This is a genomic window from Cupriavidus sp. FW306-01-F10A (assembly GCF_058782785.1).
Window position 1 is genome coordinate 182,985 of the sequence record NZ_JBYSYA010000010.1, and the last position, 22,155, is coordinate 205,139.

Annotated in this window: 14 protein-coding genes; 6 read left to right on the forward strand and 8 right to left on the reverse strand. The window is 56.6% G+C overall.

The annotated features are described in order from the left end of the window. Positions 1–111 precede the first annotated feature (111 nt). The gene (locus AC3WLF_RS16900) at positions 112–780 is read left to right on the forward strand and encodes a hypothetical protein (RefSeq protein WP_492358524.1); all 669 of its coding nucleotides are present in this window, start codon (positions 112–114) and stop codon (positions 778–780) included. Between the two features lie 231 nt (positions 781–1,011). Next, entirely contained in the window at positions 1,012–1,284 is a 273-nt protein-coding gene (locus AC3WLF_RS16905) for an NUDIX domain-containing protein (RefSeq protein ID WP_492358525.1), read from the forward strand. A 197-nt stretch (positions 1,285–1,481) separates the two neighbouring features. Here AC3WLF_RS16905 and AC3WLF_RS16910 read toward each other — a convergent pair whose 3' ends face one another. The 4 genes from AC3WLF_RS16910 to AC3WLF_RS16925 are packed head-to-tail and all read right to left on the reverse strand — an operon-like array spanning position 1,482 to position 8,782. Next, entirely contained in the window at positions 1,482–4,598 is a 3,117-nt protein-coding gene (locus tag AC3WLF_RS16910; RefSeq protein ID WP_492358526.1) for a type I restriction endonuclease subunit R, read from the reverse strand. A 55-nt stretch (positions 4,599–4,653) separates the two neighbouring features. Next, positions 4,654–5,586, reverse strand: coding sequence for a DUF5655 domain-containing protein (locus AC3WLF_RS16915; protein WP_492358527.1), 933 nt, complete (start codon positions 5,584–5,586; stop codon positions 4,654–4,656). After that, a complete protein-coding gene (locus tag AC3WLF_RS16920; RefSeq protein WP_492358528.1) occupies positions 5,583–6,944 on the reverse strand; it encodes a restriction endonuclease subunit S in 1,362 nt (453 codons plus the stop codon). Before AC3WLF_RS16920 ends, AC3WLF_RS16915 begins: the two co-directional genes overlap by 4 nt. Beyond that, positions 6,941–8,782, reverse strand: coding sequence for a type I restriction-modification system subunit M (locus AC3WLF_RS16925; RefSeq protein WP_492358529.1), 1,842 nt, complete (start codon positions 8,780–8,782; stop codon positions 6,941–6,943). The genes AC3WLF_RS16920 and AC3WLF_RS16925 overlap by 4 nt, the downstream gene beginning before the upstream one ends. Positions 8,783–9,033: 251 nt before the next feature. Here AC3WLF_RS16925 and AC3WLF_RS16930 point away from each other — a divergent pair, with 251 nt between their 5' ends. The 4 genes from AC3WLF_RS16930 (at position 9,034) to AC3WLF_RS16945 (ending at position 14,419) form a co-directional block, all read left to right on the forward strand. Further along, complete coding sequence (locus tag AC3WLF_RS16930) at positions 9,034–10,236, forward strand: hypothetical protein (RefSeq protein ID WP_492358530.1); 1,203 nt, start codon at positions 9,034–9,036, stop codon at positions 10,234–10,236. A 482-nt stretch (positions 10,237–10,718) separates the two neighbouring features. After that, entirely contained in the window at positions 10,719–13,040 is a 2,322-nt protein-coding gene (locus tag AC3WLF_RS16935) for an AAA family ATPase (RefSeq protein ID WP_492358531.1), read from the forward strand. Between the two features lie 366 nt (positions 13,041–13,406). Next, positions 13,407–13,685, forward strand: a complete 279-nt coding sequence (locus AC3WLF_RS16940) for a helix-turn-helix domain-containing protein (protein ID WP_492358547.1) — start codon at positions 13,407–13,409, stop codon at positions 13,683–13,685. A gap of 152 nt (positions 13,686–13,837) precedes the next feature. Beyond that, positions 13,838–14,419 (forward strand): DNA-binding protein, encoded by a 582-nt coding sequence (locus AC3WLF_RS16945; RefSeq protein WP_492358548.1) that lies wholly within the window; start codon positions 13,838–13,840, stop codon positions 14,417–14,419. A 309-nt stretch (positions 14,420–14,728) separates the two neighbouring features. Here the strand turns inward: AC3WLF_RS16945 and AC3WLF_RS16950 are convergent, their stop codons facing one another. The 4 genes from AC3WLF_RS16950 to AC3WLF_RS16965 are packed head-to-tail and all read right to left on the reverse strand — an operon-like array spanning position 14,729 to position 21,651. Next, positions 14,729–15,859, reverse strand: a complete 1,131-nt coding sequence (locus AC3WLF_RS16950; RefSeq protein WP_492358532.1) for a Wadjet anti-phage system protein JetD domain-containing protein — start codon at positions 15,857–15,859, stop codon at positions 14,729–14,731. Further along, complete coding sequence (locus tag AC3WLF_RS16955) at positions 15,856–19,548, reverse strand: SbcC/MukB-like Walker B domain-containing protein (RefSeq protein ID WP_492358533.1); 3,693 nt, start codon at positions 19,546–19,548, stop codon at positions 15,856–15,858. The genes AC3WLF_RS16950 and AC3WLF_RS16955 overlap by 4 nt, the downstream gene beginning before the upstream one ends. Then, positions 19,545–20,240 carry a DUF4194 domain-containing protein gene (locus AC3WLF_RS16960; protein ID WP_492358534.1) on the reverse strand — a complete coding sequence of 232 codons (696 nt, stop codon included), beginning with the start codon at positions 20,238–20,240 and terminating at the stop codon, positions 19,545–19,547. The genes AC3WLF_RS16955 and AC3WLF_RS16960 overlap by 4 nt, the downstream gene beginning before the upstream one ends. Beyond that, on the reverse strand, positions 20,227–21,651 hold the full coding sequence (locus AC3WLF_RS16965; RefSeq protein ID WP_492358535.1) for a Wadjet anti-phage system protein JetA family protein: 1,425 nt from the start codon (positions 21,649–21,651) through the stop codon (positions 20,227–20,229). The genes AC3WLF_RS16960 and AC3WLF_RS16965 overlap by 14 nt, the downstream gene beginning before the upstream one ends. Positions 21,652–22,155: the final 504 nt, after the last annotated feature.

Consider the following 22,155-nt stretch of genomic DNA (forward strand, 5'->3'; position numbering starts at 1 on the left):
CGAGACGAAACCTCCATTTGGAGGAGGCAGTTTTTTGGGCTGCGTAAGGTTGACAAAGTTGACGTAGTTGCGGTCTCGACTTATGCTGGGTTGCATGCTTCCAAGGAGGCGATGATGAACCAGGCCGCTACCGTTGAGGCCCATGGGGCCCCTCTCAATACCGAGGCCGAAGATGCGCTGCGTAGTGCCGTTGGCGCTGCGGCCATGCTCGGGCCGAAAAAGGCCAAGGCGCTGCTCGCGCTGCCGGATGAGGAGCTGGGGCGCCTGTTCAAGCTCGGCATTCTGCAGGTCATTGACCTCGCCGGATTGGTAACGTTCGGCCGCGAGGAACTCGCCACCAGCAATACGAAAAGGTCTGGGCGCGCAAAGACGGCGGCATTACGTACGGCTGAGAACAGCAACCAGGTCGATTTCAAGTGCCGCGCCTTGCCTGAACGGCAGGCGCTGGTTGACTCAGGCAAGCTGCTGCCCGCCGCGAAGGTCTGGGAAGTCTTGGGTGTGACGCGACAGGCCCTCAACAAGGCTGTCGCCTCGGGGCGAATCTTCACGGTCGACGTCGGAGCAGCCCAGTACTATCCAGCCTTTTATCTTACGGCGGACGTGGACCGCAAGACGCTAGCAAAGATAACCCAACTTCTGGGCAGTCTGCCCGGATGGAGTAAATGGCAGTTCTTCACGACGCCCAAGGCATCGCTGGGCAACATTACCCCGCTAAAGGCGCTGTTGCAGGGGAAGGTTGAGCAGGTTGCAATGGCTGCCGCTGCTTTTGCGGGACGATAGGACTTGCCCATGACGTTGCCCTGAGCCGCGCTGGCCGACCGAGGCCTTTACTGGTGATGGCCAAGGTATCGCGAATAACCGTTCACGCATGCACCATTGCAAGTCGAGCCACATGGACCTGGATGCCGGAATCTGCCAATGCCGATTGAGCAAGAAAGCATCATAGTCGCGCCTTACCAGGACCTCGGTTCTTGCGCGATTTGGCCACCATTGCTACAAGCCCATTAGAAGATGACCGTAGTGAAGCGTTCGGCAGGCCTGGTTGTGGTGCGCCAATTTGACGACCATTGGCGCTGTCTAGTCCTGCGCGCGTATCGAAACTGGGACTTCCCGAAAGGGCTGCCCGAGCCTGGCGAAGAGCTGTTGCACGCCGCACTGCGTGAAACCACAGAGGAAACGGGGCTGTCTGAGCTGGAATTGCCTTGGGGCGAGTACTATCGCGAAACTGAGCCGTATTCGAAGGGAAAGGTCGCGCGCTTATCTTGCGTTGTCGAGCCAGGGTGATGTGAGTCTACCAGTCAGCGCCGAGCTCGGTCGGCCGGAACATCATGAGTTTCGGTGGGTGCCGCTCGACAAAGCTCGAGACCTTTTGCCACCGCGTTTCTGGCCGATGCTGCGCTGGGCGCAGTCCGTCGTGGGTACCGCGAGCGTTTGACTTGGCCGCGGCCCAGTCATCCCAGAAGCCAGATGTCCGTGGCATCCTACGTTCGTGCTGCCCCGTTATGGTTTGCCGACGTTGCTCGAAGTGCCTCATATAGCTGCGCGGGCCCCAGCAGAATCTCTTTGAGTCCTTCCCGCACCCTCTCCGAGCCGAGAGCCTGTGTGCTCATCGTATTGTGAGCGTCGAGCGCATCCATGATGGCGTGCATTAGCGCGTCCTTGAGGTCCGGTGAGTTGGCGAACTGCTCTTTGCTATTACTCAAGGCCTGCTGAACAAGCGTCTCGTTTTCAAGCAGTTTGCCCTTGAGTACGCCGTTGATATACACAAGTTGGTCGTCATTGGTGAGGTCACCTTCGAACAGGCCGTTGACCTTCTGAATGATTTCATCAAGGAAAGCCTTCTGCTTGTCCTGAACCGCACCACTGCCGACGGCGTCCATTGGGGGTAGCTTGGGCGCTTCACCATGACTTAGGCTCAACGGCTGGCGGCCTGTATTCCTGAGGCTGTGATGGGTCAACACGACCTTGGACAGGTCGACGGAATCGCGTTCTCGGCCGAACTCCAGCAGTGGGATAAGTCGCTTGTAAAACAGGAAGCGCTTCTCAATGTCGGTGTTCCCGTAGTCGAAAATCTGCGACAGGAATGCATACAAGCGCACAAACGCGCCCATATCGTTCTTGAACAGGACCAGTGCATCGAGTGTGTCCTTAGCTGCGTGCGCGGCCTTGTCCTCCTGCTGGGCTTCGGCGGCTGCCTTGTCCTCCTGCGCTGCCTTGTAACGCTTGAGCAGACGGTCGGCCACTGGCGCTATGGCAGTGCTCAACTGCGCTTGCGTGCCTTTCGGGTCCAATTCCACCTTCGCCACACGGTCGACCTCAAAATCGTCGTAGTAACCAGCGGCATCAAGCTTGGCGCGCAAGTCATATACATGATGCGGGTCGGTGGTGGCCTCCAATTCGGCGGTCTCGTAGTAAGTCTTGAACGCCTTCAGGATGTCGCCGGCCTCGTTAACGAAATCGAGGATGTAGGTGGTGTCCTTGCCAGGATGGGCGCGGTTCAGCCGAGACAACGTCTGCACGGCCTGGATGCCCCCGAGCATCTTGTCGACGTACATACCGCACAGCAAGGGCTGGTCAAAGCCCGTCTGGAACTTGTTGGCAACGAGGAGCAGGTGATACTCGGGCTCGGCGAATGCGTCACGGATGTCGCGCCCCTTGAGGTCAGGATTCAGGACTTTGCTGGACTCGGCGACCGGTGCTGGGTAGCTCTCAGGGTCGTCAATTTCGCCGGAGAAGGCCACCAGCACGCCCAGTGGATAGTTCTGTTTCTGGATATAGGCGCGAACCGCCTTCTGCCAACGCACTGCTTCCTTACGGCTGCCTACCACGACCATTGCTTTGGCCTTGCCCTCCAGCAGAGGCTGAACGTTCTCTCGGTAATGCTCGACGACGATTTTCACCTTCTGCGCGATGTTGTACGGGTGCAGCCGGACCCACTGCATGATTCCCTTCATCGCGGCACTGCGCTCGACCTCATTCTCGTCATATTCCTGGCCATCATGGGCCAGCTTGAAGGCGAGCTTGTAGGTCGTATAGTTCTTCAGCACGTCGAGAATGAAGCCCTCTTCAATGGCTTGACGCATCGAGTACACATGGAAGGGCTGGGGCAACCCGTCCGCACCAGGGCGGCCGAACAGCTCAAGGGTCTTCTGTTTGGGGGTGGCAGTGAATGCCACGTAGGTCAGCCCCTTGGCCCCGGTCCGCGCTTCCATTTGGGCAGCCAGTAGTGCTTCGGTGTCGACTTCGCCGCCATCCTGCAGCTCAGCCCATTCTTCTGCAGAGAGCAACTGCTTAAGCTTGGCGGCAGCCTCGCCTGTTTGTGAGCTGTGGGCTTCGTCGGCGATGACCGCGAATCGTTTGCCTTCGGTCGACGCCAGTTCCTGTGCGGCCTGCAAGGCGAACGGAAATGTCTGGATGGTGCAGACAATAATTTTCTTGCCGTCCTTGAGCGCCTGGCCCAGTCGCGCGCTCTTGCTCCCGTGCTCGTTAGTGATGGAGGCCACCACACCGGTGGTACGCTCGAAGTCGAATATAGCTTCCTGCAGCTGCGCGTCGAGCACTGTGCGGTCCGATACCACTAGCACGCTGTCGAACATCTTTTGGTGTTCGGCGTTGTGCAGGTCGGCGAGGAAGTGGGCGGTCCAGGCAATCGAATTGGTCTTGCCCGAGCCCGCCGAATGTTGAATCAGGTAACGCTGGCTAGGACCCTGTGCCAGCACATCTGCCACTAGCTTGCGTGTCGCATCGAGTTGGTGATAGCGCGGGAAGATGACGGTCTTCGGCTGCTTCTTCTCGTCGCGCTTACCAATCAGATAGCGGTGCAAGATGTCGAGCCAGCTCTCGCGCGCCCACACTTCTGCCCACAGGTAGGCGGTGGCGAAGCCGTCCGGGTTCGGCGTATTGCCTGCTGCGCCCTGGTTGCCTCGGTTGAATGGCAGGAAGCGCGTACCCGGGCCGGCCAGCCGGGTGGTCATCATTACTTCGGCTTGGCTAACCGCGAAGTGCACGAGTGCCCCACCGGGAAAGCTCAGCAGCGGCTCCGCCTGCCCACCCTTTGGCTGGGGGTGACGGTCAAACCGATACTGGTCCACTGCATCGTGTACGCTTTGTGTGAAGTCCGACTTCAGCTCGGCAGTGGCCACCGGGATGCCATTGACGAAGAGGACCAAGTCCAGTGCGTCATGCGGATGGTTTGGCGAATGTCGCACCTGACGCACCACGCGCAGGCGGTTGGCGGCGTAATGATGCTGGATAACTGGGTTGATGGCCAGCGCGGGCTTGAACTGGACCAGCGACAGCGGTTCCTTCAGTCCTAGCATTTCCACACCACGGCGCAACACATCCAGCGTACCCCGCTCGTTCAGGCTTTTGCGTACTCGGTCAGCCAGACGCTCCTTGAGAGCAGGGCCATGAGTTTTGGTAAGGCGTTGCCAAGTATCGGGCTGGCTAACCTCAATCCACGCCACCAGGTCAGGCAGGTAAAGCGCGCTGGCGCGGTCATAGTGTGCGGCATCGCCCTCGGCATAGAGCCAACCGTTGGCTGCCAAGGACTGGCAGATTTCCGCTTCGAAGTGGTGTTCCTGGTGCAGATTGCTCATGGTTGACCCGTACGTATTCGATATTCTTGTTTCCTGGGCAGGCCAGAGGTGCAACCTAGCCTTCGGCGTAACTGCGTTCTATGAGTGGTTTGGCCCGCGCCAAGTCCGCCAGAGTGCGCAGCGTCAATTCGACGTCGCCGGTGCCCCAGTGGCCGACGTGGCTTATATCTCGGCTGAAGCCATCTTCAAGCGTGACCGACGCCGGGTCGAGCTTGAGCGTGATGAGCAGGCGATTCGGATAGGCAATGACGCAGGCGAAGTTCTTTAGACGCCGGAAGGCGGTGTAGAGCTTCAGGCGCTTTTCCTGTACGTCGTCGCCCAGAGTGGTCAAATAGCTCGTCGTTTGTGTGTACAGGTCGCGAATGTCTGTCGAGGCAAGTGCAAGCTGCTCTTCCAGAGACTTGTCCTTACCAGCCTGCTTTGGCTTGTCGGATTCGTTGGGTACCTCAGTAGCGGCTGGCTTGGCCGCCATCGCGTCCGGAACACTCTGGGCGTTCACCAGCTCTAGCAACAGCAGGTCGTCGCCAAATAGCTTGTAGCGAATCAGCTCAATATTGCGCGGAATTTGCTGTACGGCGTGCTGGTCGTAGCGGGTGAAATCGGCGGCGATGCACAACAGACGCGTACCGGCCCACTCGATTTGCTCAGCCACATCCTTGCCGAGCTTTTCCATCACCAACCAGCGGAACTCTGCCTGATGGTCCAATAGCCAGTCCAGATAGAACAGCCCCTGGTTGATGACGTTCTCGTTGCTATGGCGCTTGTATTCGATGATGACTGGGCAACCGTTCTCGTCGAGACCTAGCGAATCGATGCGGCCCTTGTGGGTCTTGCCAGTCGCGTACTCGCTGGCCAAGAAACGTACGCCGAGAAAAGTCGGCATGTTCGCCTCGATGAGACCTTGCAGTTGCTTCTCCAACTTCGCTGCCTGGCTCGATAGCTCGTCTGCAGTGCCATTGGACAGGCGGAATAACTGGATGTCGCTCATGCGGCCAGCTCCCGCGGCACTGCGTCGCGCACATCGATTTTGCCGGTGACGGCGGCGGCTATCAGGGCGCTACGGCGTTCTTTGAGCAGTTCGATGGCGCGCTCGGCTTCGGCTGTAAGGGCGTCGAGCCTGGCAGTTTCTGTGTCGAGAAAGCCAACAATGGCAGCCTGCTCGTCGATAGGAGGTACCGGCAATCGCATTGACGTCCATGCATCCATCCGCAAGGCCTTAGTTCCGTGTCCGGCCTCATCAAGCCGAAGCAGCGATTCGTAGGCACTTCCTCGCAATAGCCAAGCAAGGAATCGGCCCAGCAATCCATCAAGAGGTACCACACCTTTCAGGTCCTGGTTGATTGCCATTGGCACGAGAGTCTCAACAACTGGGAACGTGCGGGCCAATATCATTCCCCGTACGACGACGAGAACCGTTCCCGCAGGCACAACAGCTGCATTTCCCGACTCAATTGCAAGACTTGTTATGTGGTCAATCGTGTCAGCAAGCTGCTCCGTTTTCAAGTCTTTTGCCGATGCCCACGGGACGTCGCCATCCCAAAAGTCCAGATTCTCCTTGCTTGGCGTACCTCCGCTCTTTAGGGAGACAAGATACTTCAGGGGAGATACACGCCAATGCGCTGGCACCGCTCCTAGCCACGCCACGCCGGAATCCTTCATTGGCGCGCGAGAGTTCAGGCCGCGCGTAACGGCGTGTGAGATAGTCGCCTGGCGCTTTTCTGCCAGCAGGGTGAGGAGCTTTTCTTGCTCAGCAATCAGCGCGTTAATCTTGCCGGTCTCGTGGTCGAGGAAGGCGGCGATGGCGGTTTGTTCATGGAGAGGTGGAAATGCTAGGCGAATATTGCCAAGCTCGCTCCGGCTAATACGCTGCATGGTCGCGCCGCTCGCAAGATTCCCTGCCTCGTGAAAATAGTCAGGCGAGGATAGGCGAAACACAAGAAACCGCCGCTCGAACCCGGTCGCCGGTCGGACGATTACGTTATCAACGGACGTAACAATTCTAACCTGCAAATCTGGAACAATGCAGGCTCGACCAATCGGCGCGTTAAGTCGCGAAATCAAGACATCGCCCGGCGACACTTCGGTGCAATTCAAGAGGTCGAAAGTCTCTTCCGAAATGAATCCGCTGCCTTGCTCTTTGTATGAACCCGCTCCCACGTTGCCAGTCGTAATGTATCTGATTCCACAATCCGCAATGTGTCGACTCTCAATCCAGTCACCATCAATGAACAGAGTTCCCGGGCCTTGTGCAATCGATTTTATTGCCCTGACTGTCCAATGACCTGGTATTACGCCAAGCCACTGCACTCCACTGTCCTTATACACTGGATAACTTGGCAAGCTCATTCCGCCAACTCCTCGAGCATCTTCATGATGTTGGCCGACACAGCTTTCAACTCTTCATCGATGATGTGCAAGTCGCGCGGCGGCTCGAACACGTAGAAATGCCGGTTAAACGGAATCTCGTAGCCGACCTTGCTCTTCTCTTCATCTATCCACGCATCCGGCGCGTGCGGCAGCACCTCGCGCTTGAAGTAGGTAGCGATGTCTTCCGTCAGGGGCACGTTTTCTGTGTCGCGCAAGGCGCTGTCCGCCTGCGGCTTGCCCTTTTGCTTGCCTTTGACACCCAGCACCACCTGCCCCTGCTCGTCGCGCAGTGGTCGCTCTACGGTAATCGTCGTGTAGCCGAACTCCTCGTTCGTGAAGATGCGTGAGATGGGCACGAGTTTGACTTTGCCGCCGGTCGGCGCATTAGGCACGGTTGCGGTGGCGGTCACTACGTACCGACCGACTTCCTTCCCCTCGGCGTCCAGCACTGTCGCCAGCTCCGCCTCAAGGAAATCGCCAAATAGCCGAGTCACCATGGCGATATGGTCGTCGCTAAGCTCCTTGCGCTTGCTGCCCAGGCTCTTGCGCATCTTCTGCCAGAAGCTCGAGGCGTCGATGAGTTGGACGTAGCCCTTGCGGTCATCTGGCTTCTTGTTTGAAAGAATCCACACGTAGGTGGCAATGCCCGTGTTGTAGAACATGTCGGTCGGCAAACCGACGATAGCTTCCACCAGGTCGTTCTCCAGCACGTAGCGGCGGATTTCGCTCTCGCCACTGCCAGCCCCGCCAGTAAACAACGGGGACCCGTTCAGCACGATGCCGAAGCGGCTGCCGCCGTCCTGCGCGGGGCGCATCTTCGAAAGCAGGTGCATCAGGAATAGCATTGAGCCATCGGACACGCGTGGCAGGCCGGGCCCAAAGCGCCCGTCGAAACCTTTCTGCTCATGTTCTTGGCGCACCGCTTTCTCAACCTTCTTCCATTCGACACCAAACGGGGGATTGGAGAGCATGTAATCGAACTTGCGGCCGCCGTGGCCGTCATCCGACAGCGTGTTGCCCGCGACGATGTTGGCGACGTCCTGGCCTTTGATGAGCATGTCCGCCTTGCAGATGGCATAGGACTCGTCGTTGAGTTCCTGGCCAAACATGGTCAGGCGGGCGGCAGGGTTGTGCTCCAGCAGGTATTCGCCCGCCACCGACAACATGCCGCCGGTGCCTGCCGTGGGGTCGTAGATGGTACGCACCACGGCATTGCCAGGCGTGAGCACATCGTCGTCCTCGATGAACAGCAGGTTGACCATCAGCCGGATGACCTCGCGGGGGGTGAAGTGCTCCCCGGCGGTTTCGTTCGAGATTTCGGCGAATTTGCGAATCAGCTCCTCGAAGACCAACCCCATTTGGGAGTTGTCTACGGTGGACGGATGGAGGTCGATATTGGCGAACTTTTCCGTCACCAGATAAAGCAAGTTGGCCTTGGCGAGGCGCTCAATCTGGCTGTGGAAATCGAACCGCTCAAAGATGTCGCGCGCCGCCGGTGAAAAGCCCTGGATGTAGGCGTACAGGTTCTGCCGGATGTGGTCCTGGTCGCCAAGGAGCTTGACCAGGTCGAGCGGTGAGGTGTTGTAGAACTTGGCGTCTCCGACCTTACGCAACAGGAATGGCTCTGCGTTGAGTCCGGCCTTGGTCTTGGCCTCGAATTCCGCGAGCACTGCCGCTTTGGTCGATTCCAGTACGCAGTCCAACCGTCGAAGCACCGTAAACGGTAGGATGACGCGACCATACTCCGATTGTTTGTAGTCGCCACGCAGTAGGTCAGCAACGGACCAGATGAATGAGGATAGTGCTTGTTGGTTCATTTATTCTAGGACGTTGGGCCTCGGGGTCTCGCAGCCGATTTATGGGGCGCGGATGCGCTGTGGATTTTACCTTGCGGGGGGGCAATCGGTTTGGGGGAGGGCCAACGACCCGGATGGAAAGCCCCTTGCGAATTTGACGTATGCACAAAAGAGACACCTCCGGTGGCAATCAGTCCCAGGGCGGAAGCGCCGAGTCGACTTCCAGCGTAGTCAGTCGCGAATCGCTCTACGAGCTTGTCTGGTCTGAACCGATGCTGAAAGTGGCCGCCCGGTTCGAGGTTTCGTCCAGCTATTTGGCCAGGGTGTGTACATTGCTCAATGTACCTCGTCCAGAACGCGGATATTGGGCGAAGTTGGCCGTTGGAAAGGCGTCCCCGAAACCGAGTCTACCCAATGCTCGTCCAGGGGATGAGCTCGTGTGGGCTCGGGGCGACGCTCAGTGGGAAACTAGGCGCCCACTCCCCAAACCACCTTCGGAGAAGCCTACCCGGCGACCCACGCGCATCAAACGGACAAACACCGAGCACGCCATAATTACAGGGGCCAAGGCACTTTTCGAAGAAGGCCGGGTAGCCTACGGCGTTGGATACCTCAAGCCAAGAAAGAGGCTGCTTGTTGACATAGTTGCCACCAAGACAGGCCTTGATAAGGCTCTTTCATTTGCAAATGAGTTGTTCCTGGCCTTGGAAGAGGATGGCTATCGTGTTGTCCTCGCCCCCCATGGCGAGCATCTCACGCGAAGTAATTTCGATGAGCGCGAAGTACCTCGGAAGGATAATAGCTACCGTGACAGATGGTCACCTGGCCGCTGCACGGTTGTCTACGTCGGTACAGTCGCCATCGGCCTCACGATTTTTGAGATGTCAGAAGAGGTAGAAGTGAGGTACGTCAACGGTGAATACGTGCGACTCAGTGAGTACGTTCCTCCCGAGCGGCCACGTTACGCTTCTGACCATGGGTGGACCAGCAAACAAGATTTGCCAACCGGCCGCCTTTGCTTGCAGGCCTACTCTCCGTACTGGCGTGCGGAGTGGAGTAGGCAGTGGCGGGAGAAGCCGGGCCGTGACATTACTGCTCTCATTCCAGTCATCGTGAAGGAGCTGAGGCAGTCGTCTCCCGAGGTCGCTAGGTTAGCTGCAGAGGGCGAGCGGCTAGCTGAGCTTGAACATCAGCGCTGGGAGGCTCAACGTGAGCAATGGCGCCGAGAAGAAGAGGAAAAGCGAGCGGCGAAGGCGTTGAAGGACAGTAAGGATGAGCTCCTCCAAATCATTGAAAGCTGGGCCGAGTCGAGGCGATTGGCAGAGTTCTTCCTCGATGCCGAACAGAGATTGCCAGACTTGAGCGAAGAGAAGAAAAACCAGATGCTCGAGCGACTAAGGCGCGCTCGAGAGCTCATTGGCAGTGCAGATGCACTTGAGCGATTTCGCTCATGGAAAGCGCCTGAGGAGCGCTAGTAATGGACCTCCTACGAACCCGCTGGCGAGCAGCACAATGCCTGTCGGCAAGGGTCAGTGCTCCTCCCTTGCCCGGAATGCCGACCTGGCTCGCACTGCGCTGCATGCGGACGGCTGCGGAGCTGCAGCGGTCGGCTGAGGAGCTGTAGCTGGGATATGGCATTCGTGAAACATGAGCAAGGTCACGCATCACCCGATGGGGTGAAGCCACCAGGCTCCGAGTGGTATGAGTCGCACAAATTTCCCCATTTCCCTCTGGCCGCCCGTGCTAAGCCCCTTCGAAACTGCGGGTGTACGGTCATCCGCCCCACATTTCAGCGGGGGAACAAGGGATTCGCATCGGTCCAGGACGGACATGAGACTGCAAGGGATTGCATTGACGCGCATTGGCGGTGCCGCCCCGCCAGCAGTGGGGTGAGCACCGCATCTTTTCGTGGGCATAATGGCTGCTCCTGTCACGATGCAAGCAGCCTGCCTTTTCCATGTCCACAATCACATCGATTCGACGGCTCACAAACTACGGCATCTTTCGAAATTTCGATGGCACGAAAACGCAGCCGTTTGGAAAGCTCAATCTCATCTACGGATGGAACGGCAGCGGCAAGTCCACGCTCTCGACGGTGTTCGAAACACTGCAGCTTCGAACTCCATTGTCGCAAACAAGGTTTCCCAACGCTGAGATTCAAATTGACTTGGCGGAAGGCGGCCCGATTACTGGAGCAACGGTCTCCAACTGCACTCTCAATATTCACACCTTCAATCAAGGCTTCATCAAGAAGAACATTGATTGGGACAAGTCAGTGAAGGGAATTCTCCTGGTAGCAAAGGAGAAGATTGAAGAAAAGAAGGCTCTGGACGCCCTGCGCAAGGAGCTTGAACAGGTCACCACTCAAGAACAACAACACGTCAAGAAGGCCGGTGAGCTCGACGCCGCCATCTCCAAGTTCCTCACCGACAGCGCGAAGCGGACTAAGACGAGCCTTCAGGTCATCGATGTAAGCGACAACCGTTACTTCAACTACAACAAGACAAAGCTTGAGGATTTCCTGGGCAGTCATGCCTCTGCAGTGAAAGACGTTGCTTCAATCCTCTCGACAAAGGACCTGGCAGCTCAAACTCAAGCGGCAAGGCCCGAACATCGTCCAAACATAGGGGTATCGTTCAATCAGCTGCAGTTCGAAGGCTTTACCAAGGCACATGAACGACTGACAGACCTCCTTGGGGCAAGTGCAGTCAATGCCGCCATCCCTCGCCTCACCCAGCACTCTGGGTTGCAGACGTGGGTTGCGAGCGGCATTGAACTGCACCAGGAGCTTTCCAGCGAAGCCTGTGAGTTCTGCGGCGGCGCTCTCCACCCGTCAAGATTGCAAGAGCTGCAGGCGCACTTCAACGAGGAGTACAAGAAGTTCCAGGAACGCCTCAGCTCAGCAGACTCTTGGTTGCAGGGAAAGTATGTCGACGTTTCCGCATTGCCGTCGGAATCCGACTTCTATGACGAGTTTCGCGGCCCCTACCAGGACGCGGCCACTGGCTTGCGGACTGCAGTGCAGAAACTTAACAATTGCATCGGTCAGTGGCACGACACCCTGCGCGGGAAGATTTCCAACCAGTTCAATACCAACCTCCAGGTTTCCCCTTTACCTCACGAGCTGATTGAATCCGTCCAGGTAGGCATGAATGCCGTCGCCGCGCAGGTCGCCGCGCATAACAAAAAGACGGCGAACTTCCAAGCAGAAACCAAGAAGAGCAAGGAGCGCCTCGAATTGCACTATGCGGCCGTTGAGGCGAGAGACTTCGGCTATGTTGACAGGTGCAATGAGCGGGACGCCGAGAACAAGAAGCGAGGAGAGTCTGCGAGCGTCCGCCGAAAGCTGGAGCAGCAGGTCAGGCAGCTCGAGCAATCTCTGTCGAGTGCTGGCATTGGCGCCGAGCAGTTCAATGCGGCTCTCCACCGCTTCCTCGGTCGCTCCGAAATTTCACTGCATTTCAAGCCCGAGAACGGCGGATACGAAATCGTTCGTCACAACGGGTCTAAGCACGACGGTAACCTGAGCGAAGGCGAGAAGACAGCCATCGCCTTCGTCTACTTCATCACGAAGTTGACTGAGAATGACAACCGCGTCGAGGACTCAATCATCGTCGTCGACGACCCCATCTCAAGCTTCGACTCGAATTACCTTTTCCATGCCTACTCATACCTGCGTGCAAACTGTGAGAAGGCAAAGCAGCTCTTCGTCCTAACCCACAATTTCAACTTCTACAAACTGGTCCGCGACTGGTACGCCAAGGCCAACAGCAATCGGGCGCAAAAGGGCAAGGCCCCAGCCGCATTCTTCTATGTGCTTGAGACGGACAACGCCCTACCGCGATGCTCGCAGCTCACGAACGCGAATGAAACGCTGGTCAGATACCATTCCGAATATCACTACATCTTTTCCCGGCTGCACCAGCTCCGAGAACATGAGTCCTTGTCGATTGAAGACTCGTTCCTCTCAGCGAATCTCGCCCGGAAGCTCCTAGAAGCATTCCTATCATTCAAGTTCCCACGTCAGCGCGGCGACATTGCGAGCTTGATGGCCGCGGCGATTGAAGGTTGCAAGACGACAACTGTAGAAACCAAAGAGCGCATCTACAGGTTCATCAACAAGTACTCGCACAGCGACTACATTGAGATTGACTCGGATGCATCCGAGAACCTTCATGGAGAGAGCCGAAACGTCATCGCCCTAATCTTCGAATGGATGGGAGAGCTTGACCCGGTACACCTCGTCGAAATGGAATCTGTCGTAAAGAGCCCGAACTAAAGCGAAGCTGAGAGATAGCGCTACGACTTCAGTGCAAGTTTCCCTCGGAGGCTTCGATAGGCAGAGGTTGCGAATACCTAGAGCGGCGTAGCGGCTTAGTCGAGCATGCCATGCCCTCCGGCGGTCGAAAGCTCCGCCGCGGAACCGCAGAGAGCGCTCTCTCGCGCTATCTCCGGCCCGTCAAAAAGTTCTGCCAGTCGGACGCGTAAGCACAGTCCATCGGCGTGGGGTCTTCTTCAATGACCGGACACCCTGAATACTTAATGCGTTTGCGGAAGAGCGTCGCAACTGGTTGCGGGGCCAACGGGCGGACATGTGAAGACGACGAGCAATGTGCAGAGACATCGGACCTCGGCCGAGATTGAAGTGGAGTTAGGGGGGTGGTTGAAGACGCTCCGGATACACAAAACCCTAGACCAAGTCACGCTTGCTGCCAGGGCGGGCATCAGCGTTCGTACTTTACGGAATCTCGAGAGCGGCAGCGGTTCGTCGCTGCGCACTCTCATCCAGGTTGCTCGCGCCCTCGGGCGTGAACCGTGGTTCGAGACAATTGCCCCGGTCCCAACCATCAATCCGCTCATGCTGACTCGAATGGCCTCGCCCCGTCAGCGTGCTAGCAAGCCACGACTCAAGAAGCCATCGTGAAAACTTACGTCTCGTATTGAGCCATCAAGTTGGGGTATTGAAAGCCGCAGGAACTTCTGAGTCGAATTGCTGACGTGAGCGCCGCGACGCCATATCATGACGTTGTGGAAACGGAGAATAAGGTGGGTAGGCCAGGTATTACATATGAAGACGTGAAAGCAAGAGCCGACATGCTTGTCGCCCTCGGCCTCTCGCCAACGGTGAGGAACGTTAGGCGAGCCCTCGGTGACACGGGCGCAATGGAGACTATTGGCCGCCATTTGCGGCAATATTGGGCAGACAAGAGGGTCATCGAGTCGAGCGAACCAGCCGCGAAACTCGTCGTAGCGCCTATACAGGGCAATCTGAGCGCAGCGGAATCTGCGGTTGCTGAATTGAAGAATAGTCTGAATGCGGCGTGCACCGAATTAGGAAGTGTTGCTGAACGACTGACGATTGGGAAAACTTCGCTACAAGCGACTGAGTGCAACTTACACATCATTCGGGACGAGCTGCGCAACGCAGAATCGCTCCTCAAAGACTTGCGTCAATGCGAAGTAACCTTTCGACAGGCGGTTGCTAAGCTGCAAGAAGTAGTCGTTGCCGCGAGATATGAGCTTGAGCAGTTGGCGCCATGGGCTGAGCGGATTGCAGGATTGGAGACCGAGCTTCAACGAGAGAGAGCTATGCGCGCTCTTGCCGAGTCCCGGGCAAACGAACTACTGATGGAAGTGAAATCAGCGAAGATTGATTGAGGCCTACCCGCGGGGGGGACCCGCCCCTCGGTGAGCTACGCTGCCAACTCCTCGCCCGTTTGCTGGCCCAGCGCTTGCCGCGCTCGCGTATCACCAGGCGCGGCCATACAGACAGGTGGCAAGGTTTGTGGGGTTTTGGTGCGGAATGGTGCAGGGCGACGCGGAGTGTGCCGCCGGAGTCGGTGTGAGCAAGCCGCTGACGAGCGGAGCGGCAGCGCATCCGGCAACCTGGGGTGGAAAATCGGCAATTGCGCTAGGACGGATTCTCTGCAAGATACGTCGGCCATCTACTGGTCCTCGGCGCATCTGTCAGAATCGCTCTTGGTCTACATATCGGCCCGTCTCCCGCATTGCAGGAATCAGCACAGTATCTGCAAAGGCACAGCCAGTATTCATCGCCGCCCGAAGTTGCTCCTTGCCAGCGGAGTCTGGAAGGTGGCCCTCGTCAATTACGTTCAGCATCATGCTATAGCCTGGCTCCCAGGCTCGCATATCAGGAAACTGCTTGCGCATGCTGGCAAGGATTTCCATGCCGGCAACATCTAGGTCGCCCCAGAACCAGCTAGGAAGCTCACGCTCGCCCTGCAGCCATTGAAGGAAGTAAGCCGTCGTATCAGCATCTTGGATGCCATGAGATGCAATGTAGACTGATGCCCCGCGGGGTTGTCGAATCCGCTCTGCGCTCGATTTGAAGCCACTGGCATCAACTAGAGCCAGACCGGCGAATTGCGCTTCAGAATTCCAAGTTGCCTTCTCAAAAGTCGTCTTATTCTCAATGAAGAGGACGCCACGAAATGCCGCAGAGGGAAGAAACACATTCAGCTGAATAGGAGCCTGCGGAAATGGGCACTGTTCTGTCTCGAGGACGCGCGCGACCAATTGCTGGCGGCTGTCCAACACCTTTGAGAGCCCCCAGAACACATGGGCAGATATTTCTCGTAGCAGTCGAGCATCATCTTTCAAGCCTCGCAGTATGTTGAGACGCTTGACCACCTCGTCAGCACTGTACCCTGAGATTTCAATGGGACGCATGCGACCAATATCAGCTTTTACCTGCTCGGGGGCTTCCAGATGACTGGATACCGCGCATCGCCAGAGTTCTTGTGGTGAGAGTATGCGCTGCAACCTGCCTGCTGCCTCGCGCAATGACGCAACGTCCGTGAGCTTGACGCGAGGGTTGAGGTTGTACGGCGCATCGGACGACGAGCCTTTGTCGGTCTTAATTACGAAAAAGCCCCACGCTTGCATCTCCTTCACGTAGCCCCACAGACGTGCCTTGTCAGATTCGGTGTGGGCCCTGTGGAGGGGCGGAAATATCTTGGCGTCGAGCTTGATGCTTCGAACGTCCGTCCCTTGCTTCTGCGCCCGGTCAACGCGGTCAAGAAGTCGATTGAGAAGCGCTTGAATCTCCGCGCTTTGCAGCCAGAGAGGTCGATTCACACCGCCCTCACGTGCTCAGAAGCATCATTGGCCGGAGGGTCATCGGTTGCGTGCACCTCAGGTGGGTTATCCAGGTCGAACAAGGAAGCCGCTTGTTGCCTAGCTTCTGCGCGACGGCGGTCCCAAAGCTCTCGCAGCCTATCGGAATTCAAGTCACGTTCGTCGAACTCAGACATAAAGTTGACCTCTCCGTTGTTGAGGGCAATGGTTCGAGTAAAGGCGTACTCTTTGTTGAACACCGGCTTGAGCGCCCCCGCATGCTTTGTTGGCATGGCACAAATGAACTGCAAGCCCAACTTGTCGCGAAGAAAATGCATGACATCCAGAGCTCGCGTTTCATCCATGTTCTTGAATGACTCGTCGCTGACTAGAAGCTTGAGATTCATGCCCTTTTCGAAATGCTTCAGCCTGTGAGTAACCGCAGCCGCGCGAATGATGTACGCCGGCGTTTCCAACTGTCCGCCGGAACCTACCCCCCATTTTGACAGCTCGATGGAGGAGTTGCTTTGTGTACTTCGTTTCAGAATGTCGAAGACCTTGTAGTTCCGATAGTCGGCGATACGAAGGAGTTCCTCCTTGGCAACATTCTCATTTCGTTCATTCTTGGAGGTAAGAAGTGACCTCAGCCTGTGTAGAACGGCGGTACCCTTTTCGCTGAGCGCATTGTCACCAAAAATTGATTGCTGGCCGCCTTGAAGCCCATCTCCAACAGACTGCACTTCTGTGAATAGGTCATAGTAGTCCTTAAACTCCGGTACCCATTCATCGAAGGTTATGCAGAAGACGTCTGTGCCAAACACGAGCCGCTCCAACTCCTTGTTCAGTTCCTTCAGGCTCCTCAGGCCAGTGTCGATACTGTTGCGAATCGACATGCAGAAGTGACCGGTGAAGACTTCCGAAAAAGACTCTTGTGCCTTCTGCAGCTTCGCTGTGTTTTGTGCCAGTCCGATGTTCTTCTGGTCCTTGAGCTGTGCTGAAGTCTGCTGGCGAACCTGGCATGCCACATCGTAGAGCTGGCCCGGGTCCGCATCCTGATATGTGAGTACAAGGGGCGCCTTGATTCTTTCTGCCTCCTTGGCATTGCCATTGTATTCACGTACCAGGTCCGTCAGATGAAGCAACGAACCCCTAGCGTTTTCCCGGCAGGCTACTGCGCGGTTATTGAGCTCGCCAAGCGTATATAGACTTGTGGCCTCATCGGTCTTCTGTTCCAGCTTCGAGTAAAGTAGAGTATTGTCAACGTGGCATAGCCCTCTCATCGCGGTTCGGGCGTCGGCGATTGCAATATCACGAGCCGAAAGACCCTCGCGCAGTCGATTAATTTGAGAGCCTGTCGTGACAATGCGCTGCTGCGCTTTGGCCTGGGCGTTGTTTTGAGCTGTTATTTCAATGTCGAGCTGCCTCAGCTCCCCTTCTAGCGTTTCCTGCTGGCTGAGAATGATTTTGATGTCCGCGACATCGAGCAGTGCTTTCGAAGCAATCACTCTCTGGTATTCGGACGCCGCCTCCCACAAGCTCATGGTTGATTCGAACGATGGCTTGGCCAGGCCGGACGTAATTGTCACTGCACCGCGCAAGTCCTTCTCTTGAGCTTCCAGGCTGCCGACTTCCTGTTCTGCCTCCGCATGCCTGTCAATGGCCTTACGCAAGGCGCGTTGCCGAGCCGCATGTCCGAAGGCGAGCTGCACTTCGCCAGCAGCGTGCATGGTGCGGCTGCCGGAGCCGACGCCGTCAATAGTCACACCCCGAGGAGTGACACGAAGCGCTTCCACGCTATCCACTTTGACAACGCCGGAAAACTGTTCAATAAGGTAAGCGTTGGCAATCGGATGCGCCGTACGTAGTTCGTGATAGATGCTGTTTTCCGGAATCTTACGAAGCGCAGCATTCTTCAGACAGAGCGTTCCTTGCACTACACGTACCTGGCTAAATTGGTTCCGGCGCAAATAGGACGTGACTCGCTCCTCGTAACTCTCGTCTACAACGAGGTTGAAACGGGCTTGTCCCATGTAGCGCTCAATCGCGTCTTGCCACTTGGTACCGGGTACAACGTCGATGAGCTCCGCCAGGACAATTGGGTTCGCAGCAGCAAACTCACTCTTGATGGCAGCCAATGCTCGCTCAACTGCTGGACCGTAGTTGAACTCGCCTTTTGCGAGCTTCTGCTTCTCAAGAGCAGCTGAAATTTCCTTCTTCCTCGCCTCTTCCAAGGCTCGGTCAACGGAGTATTTCTCCTTTCGAAGCGCGTCCACGAAGCTGTTCTGGGGCGCAGCGATGGCGTCATAGCTCGATGCAAAGCGTTCTTCTACGCCATCCAGGAGCAATGCAAGTTCCTCCGCGTACTCCGCTTTGAGGCCGCTTTCCTGCGACATCAAACCGATGAGTTCATGGATTCGGTCCCGCTCGAGAATCTTCTCTCCAAGTTGGGCGCGAATGACATCTTGTGACGCCGCATACAGCGACAAGTGCTTTTTTGTCACTGCCATCTCTGCGATGGCCCTTGAAGCCTGCTCGAGATTCCTGAGCTGTACCATGCTGGCTGAGAGGGCTGCCAAGGCGCTTTCGGCAACCTTCCTCGCTCGGTCAATACTTATGTCTGCCTGCTCCATTGCCGAATGGGCAGACGAACTCTTGAGCGTCACCTTGACGTCAATGAGGCTCGTCTCGACATTGCGCTTGCTGGTGTCCAACTTGAACAGCTGCGCCTGGGAATCTTCAATAACTTTGTTGTCTTTCCCATTCTGCAGCTCGAGCGCTGCGATTTCCTCTTCGTCGAGTTGCTTGACCTTTGCCGCAGAAGCGGCGCGAAAAGCTGCGGCCTCCTGAAAGGCTTCAGTACTTTTCGCCGCCTCAAGCTCAAGAACTTCTAGTCTTTTGATATTGTTTGTAAGTCGAACGCTATCCTCGGTCAAGTCCGCAATGGCGGACATCATCGAGCTTAACTGGCTGATGGTCTGCGCATGTTCGGCCTGGTTGAACTCCAGGATTTCGTTCTTGATGAGGTCACCTACACTGCCGATTTCCTTGACAGCAATGGCCTTGACCCACGCCTTGGCAGCCTTCTCGGCCTCGGCGTGGCTCACCGACCTCAAGCCTCGAAAGCGTCCGTACAGTTGACAGAGGTATTCCTTGCGGCTGTCGCGCCAATTCTGTACGTGCGCATACTTTCTCTTCAAGTGCTCCTCGATGGTGTCTACCTCACGCACAGACAGTTCGCCATTCTCCATCTCAGCGAAATCTTCGAACTGAAGCCTTGCTTTATCGACGATAAGAAGAACGAGCTTTACAAGCACAGCTGTGCGTGTCTTGCCGTTTGTCTCCACATCGGCGATGGCGCCGAGCACTGCGGTGAATGGCTCGCCTGCTTCCCCTTCGCTAGGCTGAAATACACCGGCCACGTAGCCATGAGCCCCATCTGGTCGGGCAAACAGATTATCTTCCGCTCCAACAATGTACGAGGGAAGCGTGCGCTTGCTTTTCCCATTACGTGCCTGTTGGGATTGCTCGCCCTGAGCGGAGTTAAAATTGTAGATGTTGTGGTTCAAGCCGGTCATCATGGCCTGCATGGCGTCAATCAGTGTTGACTTGCCTGCGCCGTTCTCACCGGTGAACATGGTCATATTGCCCATGTCACACTCGCAAGGCGGTAGGGCCCCCCAATTTACTGCAATAAGTTTTTCAAGCTTCACTGGAGTTCTCCGCCGTCAATCGGCTCGGTAATGATGGCTGCAGAAAGTTCAGCGACTTCCAGCGGCTCTAGCTCGAGTGCATCCTGTAACGTCGCTTCGCTAAGGATTCCGAGTATGGTGGGGCGAATGGCAACCAGGGCATCGTCCTGTTCAAACGGTGCGTTGCCCTTGAAGTGGACGAGCCGATGTCGGCGCAGCTCCGCTAGTAGTAGACGGCGGTCCGTATCCGTAGTGAGCTCTGGTCTCCTAAACTGCGTCACCATGGTAAGCAAGATTTCCTCGAGAGAAGTCATTGCTTCGCCGGCGTCAGATAGTTTTCCGTCCTCTAAGCTCTTCTGGTACAGGAACCGTAATGCCAGAGCTCCAACAACGGCCTGCGTAGACAATCTCGCCCGCAAGGTTGGAATTCCCGGCGTCTCATCAATGTCTTGACCGGGTATCTGCGCGCCGGGTAGGTATAGGCGGAAGTACTGATTTTCGCGGTCATGCAGAAACTTCATTCGAGCAACTTCGAAGTAGTCCACTATGGCTTGCTGAACGCGCAGCGTGTCGTCGTACAGACGGAGCTCTGTTTCTGATTCGTCTCGTACGACGATGCCAGAAGCGAGATAGCGCAAAATCAGTTCAGCAAAGCGTTCGGATGTGATGCCGGTACCTTCGATAGCGGCGGACGCTGATTCAAGGATTGACATGAGCGAATTGGATTAGATACTCGTTGCCGCTGAAGTATTCGTTTTGGATGCGTTGGGGGAGCTTGGTTGCGACGATTGCCTTGTCACGAAGGGCCCGAGTTGCTTCGACCGCCTGCATCATGCGCAAAACGTCTAGCGCATCTTTGAGCGGCAACGATGACAGCAAGATAGGACGATTGCGCAACTTGAGTTCTGTGGTCAGATACGCAATAACGTCCCGGTTTGATATGGCAAACGCCTCTGCTTCAGCACGACGTAGCGCAGCCTCCTTGCGAGCCTCCCGGGAGATATAGGGCGCTCGGGTAATAGACTTGACCTTTCGACGAACCGGAGTTGCACGTAGTTTGAACGACGCAGGGTCGAGAAGCCTTACCTCAACGTTGCCAACATGGCGACCGATACGATTGATATAGTCATCCTGCGCCTCGCCTGCCAAAGTGGCGATATTGTGTATGAGCTTGATATAGGCGTTCTGCCGCGTCGAGCCTTTCATAAGCATCGCTTGCTGAATGATGCTAGCGGCGCGGCTCGTGTAGCCAGACATCGCACTTAATAGTTCGGGCTGCTTAATGGTGCACGCAGCATCAATCATGTCTTCGATACGGTCCAGTAGCCAGTCGAAGGTGGTTAGGGAGTGAACCGCTTCCTGCTGCGCCCACGGAGCTATGTCGTTCAGCTGGTCTTCGATGGCTAAACACATCTCATCCGGCAGGGCGCGCAGTTTGGTGAGCGTGTCCCGGATGCTCGTTCGATGACGCTGTGCGTTGTCAGCAGTCAACTGCTTTTTGAATTCCTTGTCGAAGCGGTCCAGGAACGTGGCGAACTCTGACCATGGTGTGCCCGCGATTTCCGACATCAGGCGGCGCAACAGGTCCTGGAAATAATCGACACCCTCAGATAGGTCGCTCAAGACGCGCTCGGCGTGATGGTAGGAATCGAGCAAGTCATTAGCATCCGCATTACTCAACGCCGCTTCCAGAGCGTTGCGGCAGCTACGCATGTTGCGCAGACGGGAGCGGGAGGCGGGACGGTCAACATGCCAAAGAGCTTCGGCGAAGAGCTTTCCGGGACGCGTGAATCGGTACGCAATCACCAGGCCGACTCTATCGGAGAAGGTTTCCAGCCAGCCGGTCTTCAGCAGCGCTGAGCGGATGTTGTTGGCGATTTGCACATCGTCGCCCATGCCGAGGTCCGGAAGGACTTCATCTGCATCGCCCCTGGCTCGTACCGGCGTCGCCTGCACGATAGGCACAAGGATGTCGATGAGGTCGGCCTTTGTGAGCTTGTGATTATGGTCCGCCATCGGGCCTTGTAGGCGCTCATATAAGGAGCGTAGACATGCCACAAAGAGCTCTCGTTGACTGAGTGCCAAGGGCTTGAAGAAATCACGCTGGTCACCCTCAAGAAACACATCTACTCCTGGAGTTCACGTCGGGGATGTGGGACTGTAACGCCCCCGTGCAAGGTAAGTCCACTGTATGGCTTTGCTACTGAGGGCACAACGAATGACGACGTGAAAGGCGACTGTCCACGCTGAGCTACCCGTGAGCTGCCGAATGACGGGCGCGGGCACCCCACGTTAGAGGGGGGGGGCTTGCAGTCCAAATATCGCCTGGTTGCCGGGGCCGAGCAGCGGACAGCGAGAGGGGAGGGTAATGCGTGACCGCGTTAACTGAGATGTCGAAGGCACGATGCTCTAATGAGCATTGAGGGACAACAAGAAGAGCCGTACCCGGGATGCTGCGAGTGCGGCGAAGCATTCCCGACACTTTCCAGCAGTCATCGAGATGCACGACCAAATCGTCTCAAGTCTGCAGCGCGTCCAGGTCCGAGGTTCCAATTCGCAATAGACGATGCAGGTAAGCAGTCCGGGTGAGAAGAGTCCGAGGCGCGGAGACATTCCAAAAGGGAGCGC